A 13,929-nucleotide genomic window follows, 5' to 3' on the forward strand; every position below is an offset into this window, starting at 1 on the left:
GCCGGCCCATACGGATCTTCGGAGCCGGCGCGGGACCTGTCTTGAACGGATATCGCGCTTGTGAAGCGGGGAGACGGAAACGCGACGAGGGCGATCTGCTTATCCCCGATCGTCCGCGAAGGCGTGGACGCCGGATTGAGGTCCTCCTTCATGAAAACGCTTCTCCTGGCAGGTTTGGCCACCCTGATGCTGTCCCCGGCAATGGCACAAAGCGACCGGGTTCTCCGCCAGCCCGGCACCGACGGCGCGACCGTCGTGCGGGAGCCCAACAGCACCGGTAACGATCGCGACCTCGTCATTTCGCGCGGCGCGACGGGCGCCGACACCATCGAGACGGACTCGGCCGCCGGCGGCAATGCCGGGCGTCCCGAGCAGGCTATCCCGAACAGCAGCGCCGGCGGACGCTGATCCCCGGCAGGCTCAGGCCGCCGGTTCATGCCGGCGGGCTGGGTCTGGCCCGCACATTCGCCGATCGCCGGGCGTGCCGTGTCTCCCAGCCTCCGGGGTTCCGGCGCCGCTCACGCCCGATGCGGTGGCGGATGCGCGCATCCGGTGCCGGCGTGGCTGAAGCCTGCCACGGCGGGGCGCAGAGCGTTCTTCCGCTCGCTCCGCGATGTCGACACGGGTTGCGGCTCCCTAATGGGAGCTGAATGGTCCGGTTCAGGATGAGTTGGAAGCCCTGACCTAGAAAGCCCACAACCCCGACAGGGGCGGGCGCTGCCTTCCATCGGCGCTTCACGGACAGGGCCCATCCTGGCACGGCGATAATTCCGTGCGCCAGGCCGGCAAACGACATCCTGAGGAATATTTCCCATGAATGACATGCAGACCGTCACCGGCACCGTTTGGGCCGTCTTCGAGCACCGCTTCGCCCTCGAGGGCAAGGACGGCCGGGTCCTCGCCGACCTGGGGCCGAAGGGTGCCGAGGGCATCGCTATCGCCGAGGGCGACAGGATCACGATCCAGGGCGCGCGCAAGCCCTCCGAGATCAAGGTGTCCTCCATCACCCTCGTGGACGGCACGACGCGCGCGGTCGCGTGGCCGGCGAAGCACGAGGACGACAAGCATGCCGCGGCGGATTCGGACGCAGCCCGCGCCGCGGTCAACACCCAGGGCTATGAGGTCGAGGGGGAGCCCAAGCGCAAGCCGAAGCACTTCGAGATCATCGGCGTGAAGGACGGCGTCCGCCATGCGATCCACGTGGAACTCGACGGCAAGATCCGTCACGCCAAGCCCCTTGCCGCTTAGGCGAAATCGCTGCGGCCTGTCCGCGCCCGGTCGCGCCGGGTGTCGACAGGTCGAACAGGGATCCCACGGAACAGGAGGCGTGACCCATCCGTCGGCGATGGCGGGGCGCTTCACGTTCTCTTGATCCTGTCGAGAACGTCGCACTGAGGCGGAGCCGACGACACCGCTGCTCGTTGCTTGGCCGAACATGCACCCAGAGGATCATCGCCAGCGATGCCGAAGCTTCCCCAATGGCTGTTCGGCCGCGCCACCCTCGCCGTCGGCGCCATCGCGGTCATCCTCGGTGCCGGCGCTCTCGCAATCTACCTTGCGCAGGCCACCACGCTCGTCATCGCGGTCGCTCCGCGCGACGGCACCGAGCCGGCGCTGATTAAGGCCTATGCCGACGCCCTGGATGCCGGTGGCGAGAACGTCCGCCTCAAGATCCTGTCGTTTGACGACGTCAGGGAAAGTGCCGCCGCTCTTGAGGATGGGCGCGCCGACCTCGCCGTCGTTCGGCCGGACGTCGATCTGCCGGCCAACGGTCTCACCCTCGCGATCCTGCGGGACCAGGCCATGGTCATCGTCTCGCCGGAGACGACGGGCATCGACGATTTCCCGAAGCTCGGGGGCCGGCGGCTCGGCATTGCCGCGCATAAGGATGCCGACTTCTCCCTCCTGAAGAACATCCTCGGCTACTACGGCATGACCTTGGAGACGGACGCAGCCGGCGCTAAAGTCCCGGCCAAGGCGGTGCTGCTGGTGCCGGTCGACGCCGCCCAGGTTGGCCCCGCGATCCAGGCCAGGAAGATCGACGCCTTCGTCAGCATCATCGCCCCGTCCGCCCCGAAGGCGCTGGCCCTCGTCGAGGCGGTCAAGGGCGTCAGCAAGGGCGGCAAGGTCAACTTCGTCGGAGTGCCCGACGACGGCGCCGTGATCGAGCGCTTCCCGCGCCTTCAGGCCGTGACGATTCCCGGAGGGTTGTTCGGCGGGCATCCCAAACTGCCGGACGACGACGTCAAGACGGTGGGTGCCTCCTACCGGCTAATGGCCCGCGCATCCCTCAGTCGGGTGGTCGCCGCGGACGTCACGCAGCACCTGTTCGAGATGCGCACGGCCGCCGCGAAGACGAGCGACGCGGCCGAGTACGTGCTGGCGCCAGCCTACGACACCACCGCCGCCGCGACCAGCGCCCGCATCCCGATCCACCCCGGCGCCATCGACTACTACGAACGTGAGCAGCACAGTTTCGTCGACCGGTACGGCGACACCCTGTACCTGCTCGCGGCCCTGGCTGGCGGCCTGGCCTCCGCCGTCGCCTGGTTGCGCCAGAGGCTGGCTGGCGCCCGACGCGAGCGCATCGACGAGGTCACGGATCGATTGTTGCAGATCATCGACGAGGCACGGACCCTGCGTGAGCCGGAGGCCATTGAAGCCCTGAACATAGAGATCGACCGGCTCGCCACGGATGTTGTCCGTTATGCCCGCGAGCGCCAACCGGAGATGAAGACCATGGCGGCGGTCGGCATCGCCATCGAGACGGCCAAGGCAACGGTGGCAGATTGTCGGAACGCCGCGTCCGGCGGAGAAAGTCCCGGCCCCAAGCCGATCCTAAGGCCCCGGCTCCATCTCGCGGGCGACGGCTTTGCCCCCTGAGGCCGAACGCCCGCGCTCGGGCCGCCCCCATCCGATGGGCGACGAAGCCCGGGACTGCGGACGATGATCGAGGCGGGCAAGCCGATTGCCGAGGAGAACGGTCGCTTCATGCCCGCCGAGACGAGCCCGGCAGATGCGCCGGCGACCGCCCTTACCTCTGCCGTGGACGAGGTCAGGTCTCCGCCCCCTCGCTTGGGACTCCATGATGTGGGAAGTCAGACGGGTGCTGCTGGAGCGCGGCCCGATGAAGCCGGCTCAGATCCGGAAGTGTCTGCCGACCAGGGTTCACGAGGCGGCGGCGAAACATTGGAAGGGCGGTCTGGCGCGGTTGGCCAAGGACATGTCCGAAAGGCTCGGTCGCGGGTATTATTTCACGAGGCTGGACAACGGTCGCTACACCGGCATCGAGGGTGACGCCCCAGGATCGAGCGACGCCGAGCGTAGCGCATAACACCCTGTCTTCATGGATAACGATCCGCCCTTCGCAATTCCGTTTCTTCGACGGAACGAGGGGGCCGTGCGCCTCGCCGCCATCTGACCGGTGCACGCAGCCCTCGTCCGGTCTGGGCGAACATGCATTCAGGTCGGCCTCCTATCGACACGTCGCTTCCAGCCGTTCGTACAACGCGCTCAGGCCCGTGAGATCGACATCTTCCGAGAGGGCTTCATGCCACCGGTCGAGCATCCGAAACCTGAAGCGTCGACCTTTTACGATGTCCTTCATCGCGTCACCGCCGATGGAGATTTTGCCCTCCTTCTGCATGGCGTCAGATGGAAAGACCGGTGTCGATGCGGGACCATCATCGACCCGGTATTGATAGTTGAAGATCGAGTTCTTCGGCATTCCGGTCAGATCGATACGACCCCGGGTGACCTGTACCCGGGACGGGGTCTTCGGCGTCAGGACGCACGAGCCGTCGTCGGAGCCGGTGCTCGATTTTTTGAGATCCCAATTGCCCTCACTGGAGATGGTCGTACCGACCACCTGTGCCGTGGCGATGTCGGCTGTGAGGCAAGCGAGACCCGCACATATCAGCAGCTTCACGTCGGTTCTCCGATACCACCTGATTGACCCCCGACGACCCCGCCGGTTCCGCGTGCCCGAGGTGTGCATCACATCGGCTTCCAAGCGCGGTTGTCCGCCTCCAACCCCACGGCGGACGGCATCGACCGCACCGCAGCCCGAAGATGAAGCATGAGCGATAGCTATCCTTCCATGACGGCGCTGCTCGGCCTGCTCGCCCTGGCCGGGTATCAGAACCGGGACAAGCTTGCCGAGATGCTGGGCGGGGCCGGGCAGGCGTCACCGGCGCAGTCGGGACCGGGAGCCGCGGTCGGTAGCACGGGTGGCGGATTGGGCGGACTACTCGGCGGCTTGCTGGGCAATCAGAAAAACACGGCCCCCGGTGGTTTTCTCAACAGCGGGCTTGGTGAGATGCTGAACCGCTTCCAGCAGGCCGGCCACGGGTCCGCCGCTCAGTCCTGGGTCGCCCAGGGTCCGAACCAGGAGATCGCGCCGCAGAACCTAGAGCAAGCCATCGGTCCCGACGTGCTTGCAACCCTGACGCAGCGCACCGGGCTGTCCCGCGAGGAGCTTCTATCCCGGCTCTCGAAGGAGCTTCCGCAGGCCGTCGACCGCTACACGCCGGACGGCCCGATGCCGGCCTAGCCGCTCACGGACAGGCGTTTCTCGATCACGCCCGTCCGGTCCACCTGCGCCACGTGAAGGCAGCGAAGAAGAGGCTGATATTCCGGAGGCCGCCCAATCGCAGCACGGAGGCATCCGCTTCGGGCGCGAGAATGTATAAGTGAGCTTCCACGGCGATCCGGGCATTCGTCGACCGCTACTGGTCGGCACCGGAGGCGGCCGCGTACCGCGCAGCTAGACCCAACCGTTCCTGCGAAAACGCCAATACAGGATACCGCAGGTGCCCAGGATGACGGTCAATACGGCGTGGTACCCATAACGCCACTTGAGTTCGGGCATCACCTCGAAGTTCATGCCGTAGATCCCGGCGATGGCGGTCGGCACCGCGAGGATGGCCGCCCAGGCCGCGAGCCGCCGGGTGATGTTGGTCTGCTGGGCCTGCCCCAGCATCAGGCTCGCCTCGAACGCGAAGGCGAGAACCTCGCGCAGGGCGTCGATCTCCTCCTGGACGCCCCGGAGGTGGTCGGAGACGTCGCGGAACAGCGGCTGCATCTCCTCGTCGATGGCCACCATGTCGTCGTGCTCCAGCTTGCGGCAGACCTCGACGAGCGGGACCACCGCCGTGCGCAGCCGCAGCAGGTCGCGGCGAAGGAGGTACAGGCGCTCCACCTCCGTCGGCAGAAGCTGGCGCTTGAGGATGCGGTCCTCGATGGCCTCGACCTCGGCCATGACGGTCTCCATGACCGGACGGTAGTTATCGACGATGAAGTCAAGGACGGCATGGAGGATGTAGTCCTCACCGTGGGCAAGCTGCCTCGGGCAGGATTCGGTTTTCTCGCGGACGGGTGCGTATGACGCCGAGGCGCCGTGGCGAACCGTGACGACGAAGCCCCGCCCGACGAAGATCTGGGTCTCGCCGAGCGCGATGCGTCCGTCGACCAACTGCGCCGTGCGCACGACGACGAAGAGGCATTCGCCGTAACGCTCGACCTTGGGGCGCTGGTGGGCATGCCGCGCATCCTCGATGGCGAGGCGATGCAGGCCAAACTGCTCCTGCACTTCGACGAGCAATTCCATCGACGGCTGGTAAAGGCCGATCCAGACGACATGGTCCGGCCGCCTGGCCCATTCCCCGGCCTCGTCGATCCGGATGTCCGCGACCCGACGTCCGCCGGCATAGACACCGGATGCGACGATGCCGGACGTCTCGGTACCATTGGCAGGGATAGGACGATCTGGCGGAGAGAGCTCCCTGGGCGATGCCTGAGACCGGGTATCGCCCAGACCGGCGTTCCCCGCCGCGCCGACGCTCATGATGCACCCCCGTCGCGGTCGGCGCCTACCCCGTGGGAGAGACCTTTCGTGCCTACGGCCTCCGCCCTGAGTTCCCGCTCGGCCAGGAGCCAGAACCGGATGTCGAGCCCCTCCGGCCGATGGTGGCGGTCCGAGAGCTCGAACGCCCGCTCGCGGATGCGCTCGAAAGGCACGGCATTCGTCGGCGCCATCATACCAAGCTCTCCTCTGACCGGTCCGCCGTTCCGCCCGCGAGCGGGTCCGCCTTGCGGCCGAGGCGCCGCGTGATGGTGGATCGCGCCGCATCCACGGCGAGCGTCGCCGCCGCCAGCGTGCGCGGCTCGCTCGTCCGTCTCATCGCATGGCGCGCGATGCTGGCTGCCAGGTCGTCCGTCTCACCCGCCATCGCCTCCAGCTTGACCCGGTCGGTCGCCCCACGGGCGTTCGAGCGGATCTCAAGCAGGCGCAACGTCGCCACCTCGATCCGCTCGCGCCGGATGCGACCCACGCGCTGCCGCAGCCATGCGGCCACCGACCCGAGGCCGCCGCCGAAGATTGCCACGAGGTAGATCCAGCTCTCGTAGCGCTCGATGAAGCTCTCCTGCTCGCGCTCGTAATAGTCGATGGCGCCCGGGTGAATGGGCAGCCTGGCGCTGGTGGCGCCGACGGTGGTGTCGTAGGCCGGATGGGCGACGTCCTCCGCCGCCGGCGTCGCTTCCGACAGGAGCGCGCGCATCTCGAAGAGGTGCTGCGTCACCTCCGCCGCAACGCTGCGGGACAGGGTCGAGCGCGCCATGAGCCGATAGGACGATCCCACCGTGGATACGTCCTCGCCCGGCAGGCGCGGCTCACCGTCGTAAAGGCCGGCTGGGATGGTGACCGCCTGAAGCCGTGGAAGGCGCGCAAGGATGGATGCCCTGTCGGGTGCCCCGAACAACGTGGCGTCGCCGTTTGCGTCGGCGCCTCGGACAATCCCGACGATGCGCTGCGCGGCGGCCGACGTCGGAGTGGTCAGCAGGATCACCGCTGCGATGCGCCCCTCGGAGAGGAAGCGTCCGATGTCCCCTTCCTCGACCGGAACCAGGGCCACGACCCGTCCGGGCACCTCGCCTTCCGGGACGTCATCCCGCAGTTCCAGGCCATGCCGTTCCACGAGGCTCCGTACGAGGGCATGGTCCGCCTTCCGAGGGGCCAGGATGCCCAACCGCCTGCCGGCGAGGGCGGGGAAGCCGTTCATGCCGGCCTGGCGGGGCGCGACCACGAAGGTCGCCTGCTCGCGCAGGACCGCGATGGTGAGCCCGTTGCGCGGCATCGACACGTCCGGCCGGACCACCGCGAGGTCGGCCTTGCCGTCCCGAAGGGCCTCGGCGCTCTCCCTGACCCCGCCGTAGGGAACGAGACGCAGCCGGATCGACGCGTTCCCCTGTGTCAGGGCCTCCGCATAGGCCCGCAGGAGAGCCGGCTCCGATCCGCCGTTGGGCGCGACGGCGACGATCAGGGTGGTCGGTTGCGTGAGGTACGCATAGGCGAGGCCAACGACGGCCAGCGCCAGGAGCGGCGCACAGAACCAGACCACGCGCCAGAACGGCGACCCCGACTTGACCAAACGAATATCCCCCCACGACGGCTCGTTGCCATCTGCAAAGGTGGGCTGCGGCGGCCTGCCTTGCGAGTGAGGGGCGCCCCCGGCCAGTGGATTTGCATGGAATCCTGATAGGACACTTATGCGAAAGGCCAAGTCTCCCGCTCGAACCCTTATGCGCCCAGGGACAGATTGAGGTTGCGGTCCCGACGATGGATCGCGTGAACCCAGAACGATCCATGCCTGTCCCCCTCCCGGTCCCCGCCATCGTCGCCCCTCAGCCCCTGTCCCCATCCACGAGCTTCATTGTCGGCCAGGATATCCAGGGACACTGGGTCGCCGTCGAGACCCACGGCCTGGGCGGCGGTCTCTTCCGTACGCGGGACGCGGCGATCCACTATGCGGTCGATCTCACCGACCACCGGCCGGACGCCGTCGTCATCGCGACGGACCGCATCGAGCTCCGGATTTGAGATGGGCGACGCACACCAACGTCTGCGGGCGCGGCGCACCCAGCGCCTTGTCGCACGGTTCGTGGCGGCGGGGTGCGGCCTCGCCGCCGGGGCCATCGCCTGCTGGGCCCTTGGACTCAGCGTGTCCATCACCGTTGCCGTTCTCTGCATCTGGATGCCGGCCTCGGCGCTGCTCCTCCATCTCGCGGGGGTGACGCGTGGCCGGCGGCGGACGGATGACCGGGAAAGCCGGTTTCCAATCCTGCCGCGTCACGGGCTCGGTGCGAGGCCCATCCGGCACCGCGCGTCATGACGGTGTCGCCGGACGAGATCGAACGGATGGCCGAAAGCCTCGCCGAGGCCCGGCGCCGTGGCACGTCGAGCCTCGACGCGGGCCTCGGCCGCCTGACAACCATGGCCGAGGCCGAGGACGTGCAGGAGGCGGCGCTGCGCATCCTCGCCGAGCCCCACGTCGGCTATGCTCTGTGCGCGACCAGCCCGACGACCGCCCGTCTGCTGGGATGCACGGAACCGGTGATCGCGCCGCTGCTCCGCGAGGCGCTTCTGGAAGACGGCTCGGCCTACCTGCTCCCGCAAGGTATCATCGGGCTCGGGGCCGGATATTGCTTCGTCCTCGGACGTCCCCTTGAGAATGCATCGGAAGGTCCGGCGGGCGAGATGGAGGCCGCCGAAGCCTGCCTGGCGTGTCACCTCGAACTGCAGATCGTCGGACGCCGGGTCCCCCATGGCACCCCGCTGAACGCGCTGACCGCCACGGCGGACCTCGGTCTCGACGTCGTCCATGTGCTCGGGCTGCGGGTGAGGTACCGGGGCCCCTCCGACCTCGCCTCGGCCGATATCCGCCTCGACCTGGACGGACACGCCGTCGCCCGGGGCCACGGGGCGGACACGCTCGGCGCGCCCTTCGGTGCTTTGGCCTGGACTTCTCGGTGGCTGGCCGCCCGCGGGCGGCGCCTGGAGGCCGGAGAGGTGGTCGCGATGGGCAGCTGCACAGGACTGGTTCGCGTCGTTCCCGGCCAAAGGGTGACAGCGAGGTTCAAGGATCTAGGCGCGGTGACCCTCGACCTCATCTGATGGAAGCATCCTCCATCCTGGCTTGACCGCGACCAGGAGGCCGTCGAATGGCGGGACAGGACAATCCTCGCCTATGTCGGCGCCGCTGTCGCGAAGATCGCCGGATGCTTCGCGTTCTGGGCCTGGCTACGGCTCGACCGTTCGCCGTGGTGGCTGTTGCCCGGGATGGCCTCGCTCGCGCTCTTCGCCTACCTTCTGACCCTCGTCGACAGTGAGAGCGCCGGGCGCACTTACGCCGCCTACGGCGGCGTCTACATCGTTTCGTCGATCCTATGGCTGTGGCTCGCCGAGGGGCATCGTCCGGATCGATGGGACGTCGGTGGGGCGGCAATCTGCTTGGTTGGCGCCGCCGTGATCCTGCTGCGGCCGCGCGGCACCTGACGCGAGCTTCGGCGGACCCAGCCTGAGCTTCACCTCGCGGCTGGAACCACGCCCTTTACGACCGCGAACAGCGCGCCGGCATCGCGGGCGCCACGCATCGCAGCCACGATCTCGGGGTCGCGCATCCGGCGGGCGACGCAGGCCAGAGCGTTCAACTGCGATCCCCGCGCGTCGGTGGGAAGCAGCAGGAGGAAGACGAGGTCGACCGGCCGCTCGTCGATTGCATCGAACTCCACCGCGTCCCGCAGGCGGACCAGGCATCCGAATGGACGCCCGACGGCCTCAAGCCGGGCGTGAGGCAAGGCGATGCCGTCCCCGACCCCGGTAGATCCGAGACCCTCGCGCTTCTCCAGGGCCGTCCGCACCAACGCGGCATCGAGGCCGAGCGCATGAGCGGCCCGGCGGGCCAAATCGTCCAGGAGAGCGGCCTTGCCGGAAAAGCGTACGCCGACGGCGACGTGGTCGGGCGAAAGCAGCTCGTCGATGGTCATTGTGGCAGGCTCGGTCGGGGGACTACGGAAGGTTTCAGGCGAAGGACCGTTAGGTCCGCGCCTCGTCGTCCGGGGCCTTCAACCGGTAACCGACGCCGGTCTCGGTCAGGAGGATACGGGGACGCTCGGGATCGGCCTCCAGCTTGAGGCGGAGCTGTCGCATATAGACCCGTAGGTACTGCGGGTCGGACGAGGTGGATACCTCGCTCATGAGTTGGGCGTGGGTCAGGGCCTTGCCTGCATGCTGGATCAGGACGCGCAGGAAGTCGTACTCGCGCGGGGTCAGCTTCACGTCCACCCCACTCACCCGCACGAGGCGGCGGACCAAGTCGACGGTCAGCCCGTCGACCTCGAACACGGCGCGCTCGCCCTGGACGGCGAGTTGGTGGCGCAGGGCCGCGCGGATGCGGGCCAGGAGCTCGCCCATGCCGAAGGGCTTCGTCACGTAATCGTCGGCGCCGAGGTCGAGTGCCTCGACCTTGCCGGCCTCGTCGTCGCGGCTCGACAGGACCACCACCGGCAGGTCGCGATGGTCCTTGCGGATGAGGCGAAGCAGGTCGTGCCCGCGCATGTCCGGTAGGCCAAGGTCGAGAATGATCAGGTCTACCTTCTCGCGGGAAAGGACATCCAGGGCGGTCCGTCCGTCGGGGGCCTCGAAGATCTCGTAGCCCTGCGTGGCCAGGCCCATGCGCAGCAGCTTCCGGATCGGGGGCTCGTCGTCGATGACGAGGATGTTCATGCTCATGCCGCCAGATCCGAGTGAACCTGTCCCGCCGGAGGCACGGGCAGGAGGATGGTGAAGACGGCGCCCAGGCGGTCGCGGCGGTTGCCCGCCGTCAGCGTGCCGCCCATGGCCTCGACGAAGCCTCGGGCGATGGCAAGGCCGAGACCCGTCCCGGCCCGGACGCTGTCGGACTTTCGGACCCGGTAGAACTTGTCGAACACCCGCTCGACATCGGCTTCGGGTAGGCCGTCGCCCTCGTCGAGGACTTGCAGCCGAACCCGTCCGTGCTCGACCAAGCCCCTGACCGTCACCGTCGAGCCCTCGGGCGCGTACTTGGCGGCATTGTCGAGCAGGTTGACCAGCACCTGCTCGAACAGGACCGGATCGAGCCGCAGGGCCGGCAACGTGGCCGGAAGGTCGAGGTCCACCTGGTGGCCGGCGAGGATCGGCTCCAAGCGGCGCAGGGCGGTATCGACGGTCTCCCCGACGTCCTGCGGGGTGAGGCTCGCGGCCACCGCCCCGGCTTCCAGCCGGGTCATGTCGAGCAGGTTGACGATGAAGCGGTTGAGCCGCTCCGACTCCGAGATGATCGTTTCCAGCAGATCTTTCTTGGAATCGCGTGGGAGTGCGTCGTCGAGGTCGCGCAGGGTCGTGGCCGCCCCCAGCACCGACGACAGGGGCGTGCGAAGGTCGTGCGAGATCGACGTGAGCAGTGCCTGGCGCAGGCGGTCGGTCTCCGCGGCGCGCTCGGCCCGGTCGAGATCCTCGACGAGGCGGACCCGCTCGATGGCGAGCGCCGCCATATCGGCGAGCGCATCGAACAGGCGTCGGTTCTCCGGCGACAGGATCGGACCCCTACCGTCGGTATCGAGGCCGATCACCCCGACGATGCCGCGGCCGGTGCGCATGGGCAGGAACAGCCGCTTGGCTCCCGGCAGGGTATCGGCGCCGCGCCCGGCGGGACGCTCGTTGTCGAAGGCCCACTTGGCCGCGCCGAGGTCGGCCGCGTCGAGGGTGTCCTCGGGCGGAAAGCCGGCCCTGACCGAGACCGTACCTTGCTCCGGAAGGAGGAGGACGACCCGGACCCGGAGCATCGCGGCCATCTGGGCCGAGGTGGCCCAGAGGACGTCGTCGAGCGTCCCGCAGCCGGCGAGCTTGCGGCTGAAGCCGTAGAGCCGCTCGGTGGCACGGGCCCGTCCATGCGAGACCACGGCCTCGCGCCGGGAGCGGGAGGCCAGGTTCGAGACGGCCACGGCCACCACCGTGAATAGGAGGAACGCGGCAATGTTGGTCGGATCCGCGATGGTCAGGGTGTAGACCGGGGGCAGGAAGAAGAAGTTGTAGGCCAGCGACGCCGCGACCACCGCCAAGAGCGACGGACCAAGGCCGAAGCGGACCGCGACGGCGACGATGGCGGTCAGCAGGATGAGGTCGGCGTTCTCGACGCCGAGATAGGGTTCGACCAGCAGCGCCACCCCGAGCGCCGCCGCCGTGCCGAGAAGCCCGACGGCATAGGGCAGGATCTCGACCGGCCGCTTTTCGACCGCGGCGGCGACCGTCTTTGGCAGGACCGGGTCGGCCTTGGTCGCCTCGCCGGTGATGACGTGGATACTGATGTTGCCCGAGCGCCGGACGATGTCGTGCACCACCGAGCCGTTAAGGAGCTCGAACAGCGGCGAGCGGTCGGCCTTGCCGAGGATGATGTGGTTGACGTTGGTCGAACGGGCGAAGGCGAGGATGTCGTCGGCCACGTGCCGGCCACCGGGGATGGTGACCGCATCGCCGCCCAGGTGGTCGGCGAGGCGGAGCGTGTCGGCGATGCGGTCCCGCGCGGCCTCGTCAAGGGAGAGGCTGCGCGGTCCCTCGACGGTGATGGCCGTCCACGGCGCGTGCAGGCGGTCGGCGAGGCGCTTGGCATGGCGAACGAGGCCTGCCGAGCGCGGGTCTTCGCTGACGCAGACGAGGACCCGCTCCCCGGCGCCCCAGGGACCCGCGATAGCGTTCGCCCGCATGTGGCTGAGGAGTTCGTCGTCGACCCGGTCGGCGGTGCGTCGAAGGGCAAGCTCTCGGAGCGCGGTGAGGTTGCCGCGGGAGAAGTAGTGCTTCAGGGCGCGCTCGGCGTTGCCCTTCACGTAGACCTTGCCGTCGCGCAGGCGCTGGATGAGGTCGTCGGGGTTGAGATCAATCACCTCGATGTCGTCGGCCCGGTCGAGGATGCCGTCCGGTACCGTCTCGCGCACCCGGATGCGGGTGATCTGCGCGACGACGTCGTTGAGGCTCTCGACGTGCTGGATGTTGAGGGTTGTGTAGACGTCGATGCCGGCGTCGAGCAGCTCCTCGACGTCCTGGTAGCGCTTCGGGTGGCGCGAGCCCGGCGCGTTGGTGTGGGCGAGCTCGTCCACGAGGGCCAGGGCCGGCCGGCGGGCCAGGAGTCCGTCGAGGTCCATCTCCTCCAGGACCGTGCCGTGGTACGCGACCGGGCGGCGACCGACGACCTCGAACCCCTCTACCAGGGCCTCGGTCTCCGCCCGACCATGGGTCTCGACCACGCCGACGACGACATCCGTGCCGCCCTTGAGGCGGGCCCGGCCGATGGTGAGCATCTCGTAGGTCTTGCCGACGCCGGGGGCGGCACCGAGGAAGATCTTGAGGTGTCCCCGGCGGCCTTCCTCCCTGCGCGCGGCCGCCAGCAGCGCGTCGGGCGAGGGCCGGTCGGGATCATGGTGCGGGATCGACTTGGGCAAGCGGCTCATCCGGAAAGGTTACTTCCCGCCCTGTTCGTCCAGGGCGAGGTTGAGGGCGAGCACATTGACGCGCGGCTCGCCGAGGACGCCGAGCAGGCGGCCCTGAACCTGGGCCTCCACGAGGGCACGCACCCGATCCTCGGCCAGGCTGCGCGCCTTGGCGACCCGGGGCACCTGAAACAGGGCGGCCTCCGGCGAGATGTCCGGGTCGAGCCCCGAGCCGCTCGTCGTCACTAGGTCGACCGGGACGGGCTTGCCGGGGTTCTCGGCCTGGCGCGCCGCCACGTCCGCCTTGACCCGTTCGGCGAGCGCGGCGCTGGTCGGGCCTAGGTTCGAGCCCGAAGAGTTCGCCGCATTGTAGGGCGCCGGGACGGTCTTGGTGGCGTCGGCCGGGTCGGCGGCGCTAGTCGCGGACGGGCGGCCCTGGAAGTAGCGGTCGCTGGTGAAGGACTGCCCGATCAGGCTGGAGCCGACGACCTTGCCGTCGCGCTCGATCAGGCTGCCGGCGGCCTTGGCCGGGAAGATGGCCCCCGCGATGCCGGTCATCGCGAGGGGGTAAGCGAGCCCGGTGATGGCCGTCAGGGCGATCAGCAGGACGAGAGCGGGGCGAAGCTGTTTCAGCATGGACGTTGGCCT

The 13,929-nt window shown here is 68.6% G+C and carries 16 protein-coding genes; 8 read left to right on the forward strand and 8 right to left on the reverse strand.

The window, feature by feature from the left end; genetic code table 11:
- Nucleotides 1–150 precede the first annotated feature (150 nt).
- The 4 genes from AC1MGR_RS11840 (at nt 151) to AC1MGR_RS11855 (ending at nt 3,334) form a co-directional block, all read left to right on the forward strand.
- Nucleotides 151–408, forward strand: coding sequence for a hypothetical protein (locus AC1MGR_RS11840; RefSeq protein ID WP_108037476.1), 258 nt, complete (start codon nt 151–153; stop codon nt 406–408).
- Nucleotides 409–813: 405 nt separating this feature from the next.
- A complete protein-coding gene (locus tag AC1MGR_RS11845) occupies nt 814–1,248 on the forward strand; it encodes a hypothetical protein (RefSeq protein ID WP_480234667.1) in 435 nt (144 codons plus the stop codon).
- A 213-nt stretch (nt 1,249–1,461) separates the two neighbouring features.
- On the forward strand, nt 1,462–2,883 hold the full coding sequence (locus AC1MGR_RS11850) for a TAXI family TRAP transporter solute-binding subunit (RefSeq protein ID WP_480234668.1): 1,422 nt from the start codon (nt 1,462–1,464) through the stop codon (nt 2,881–2,883).
- 223 nt (nt 2,884–3,106) lie between these two features.
- Nucleotides 3,107–3,334, forward strand: coding sequence for a hypothetical protein (locus AC1MGR_RS11855; protein ID WP_480234669.1), 228 nt, complete (start codon nt 3,107–3,109; stop codon nt 3,332–3,334).
- A gap of 141 nt (nt 3,335–3,475) precedes the next feature.
- On the opposite strand, the gene AC1MGR_RS11860 is transcribed toward AC1MGR_RS11855, so the two are convergent.
- The gene (locus AC1MGR_RS11860; protein ID WP_480234670.1) at nt 3,476–3,928 is read right to left on the reverse strand and encodes a hypothetical protein; all 453 of its coding nucleotides are present in this window, start codon (nt 3,926–3,928) and stop codon (nt 3,476–3,478) included.
- A gap of 150 nt (nt 3,929–4,078) precedes the next feature.
- On the opposite strand from AC1MGR_RS11860, the gene AC1MGR_RS11865 reads away from it, so the two are divergent.
- A complete protein-coding gene (locus tag AC1MGR_RS11865; RefSeq protein WP_480234671.1) occupies nt 4,079–4,552 on the forward strand; it encodes a YidB family protein in 474 nt (157 codons plus the stop codon).
- Between the two features lie 213 nt (nt 4,553–4,765).
- Here the strand turns inward: AC1MGR_RS11865 and AC1MGR_RS11870 are convergent, their stop codons facing one another.
- From AC1MGR_RS11870 to AC1MGR_RS11880, 3 genes are read right to left on the reverse strand one after another with little or no spacing between them, the layout of a single operon-like run.
- Entirely contained in the window at nt 4,766–5,845 is a 1,080-nt protein-coding gene (locus tag AC1MGR_RS11870) for a magnesium and cobalt transport protein CorA (protein ID WP_480234672.1), read from the reverse strand.
- Nucleotides 5,842–6,039 (reverse strand): DUF2934 domain-containing protein, encoded by a 198-nt coding sequence (locus tag AC1MGR_RS11875; protein WP_480234673.1) that lies wholly within the window; start codon nt 6,037–6,039, stop codon nt 5,842–5,844. Before AC1MGR_RS11875 ends, AC1MGR_RS11870 begins: the two co-directional genes overlap by 4 nt.
- Nucleotides 6,036–7,430: a TAXI family TRAP transporter solute-binding subunit gene (locus AC1MGR_RS11880; protein ID WP_480234674.1), complete on the reverse strand. Its 1,395-nt coding sequence runs from the start codon at nt 7,428–7,430 to the stop codon at nt 6,036–6,038. The genes AC1MGR_RS11875 and AC1MGR_RS11880 overlap by 4 nt, the downstream gene beginning before the upstream one ends.
- 215 nt (nt 7,431–7,645) lie before the next feature.
- Between AC1MGR_RS11880 and AC1MGR_RS11885 the strand changes: the two genes are divergently transcribed.
- The 3 genes from AC1MGR_RS11885 (at nt 7,646) to AC1MGR_RS11895 (ending at nt 9,334) form a co-directional block, all read left to right on the forward strand.
- On the forward strand, nt 7,646–7,879 hold the full coding sequence (locus tag AC1MGR_RS11885; RefSeq protein ID WP_480234675.1) for a hypothetical protein: 234 nt from the start codon (nt 7,646–7,648) through the stop codon (nt 7,877–7,879).
- 318 nt (nt 7,880–8,197) lie between these two features.
- Entirely contained in the window at nt 8,198–8,953 is a 756-nt protein-coding gene (locus tag AC1MGR_RS11890; protein WP_480234676.1) for a 2-keto-4-pentenoate hydratase, read from the forward strand.
- A 63-nt stretch (nt 8,954–9,016) separates the two neighbouring features.
- On the forward strand, nt 9,017–9,334 hold the full coding sequence (locus AC1MGR_RS11895; protein WP_480234777.1) for a YnfA family protein: 318 nt from the start codon (nt 9,017–9,019) through the stop codon (nt 9,332–9,334).
- Nucleotides 9,335–9,363: 29 nt separating this feature from the next.
- Here the strand turns inward: AC1MGR_RS11895 and AC1MGR_RS11900 are convergent, their stop codons facing one another.
- Genes AC1MGR_RS11900 through AC1MGR_RS11915 form a run of 4 tightly spaced genes read right to left on the reverse strand, consistent with a single transcriptional unit; the run spans nt 9,364 to nt 13,917 of the window.
- On the reverse strand, nt 9,364–9,825 hold the full coding sequence (locus tag AC1MGR_RS11900) for a PTS sugar transporter subunit IIA (RefSeq protein WP_480234677.1): 462 nt from the start codon (nt 9,823–9,825) through the stop codon (nt 9,364–9,366).
- 49 nt (nt 9,826–9,874) lie between these two features.
- Entirely contained in the window at nt 9,875–10,570 is a 696-nt protein-coding gene (locus tag AC1MGR_RS11905) for a response regulator (protein WP_480234678.1), read from the reverse strand.
- Complete coding sequence (locus AC1MGR_RS11910; RefSeq protein WP_480234679.1) at nt 10,567–13,302, reverse strand: DUF4118 domain-containing protein; 2,736 nt, start codon at nt 13,300–13,302, stop codon at nt 10,567–10,569. The genes AC1MGR_RS11905 and AC1MGR_RS11910 overlap by 4 nt, the downstream gene beginning before the upstream one ends.
- A 9-nt stretch (nt 13,303–13,311) precedes the next feature.
- Nucleotides 13,312–13,917, reverse strand: a complete 606-nt coding sequence (locus AC1MGR_RS11915; RefSeq protein WP_480234680.1) for a K(+)-transporting ATPase subunit C — start codon at nt 13,915–13,917, stop codon at nt 13,312–13,314.
- Between the last annotated feature and the right edge of the window lie 12 nt (nt 13,918–13,929).

Source organism: Methylobacterium sp. BI1, from assembly GCF_056680125.1.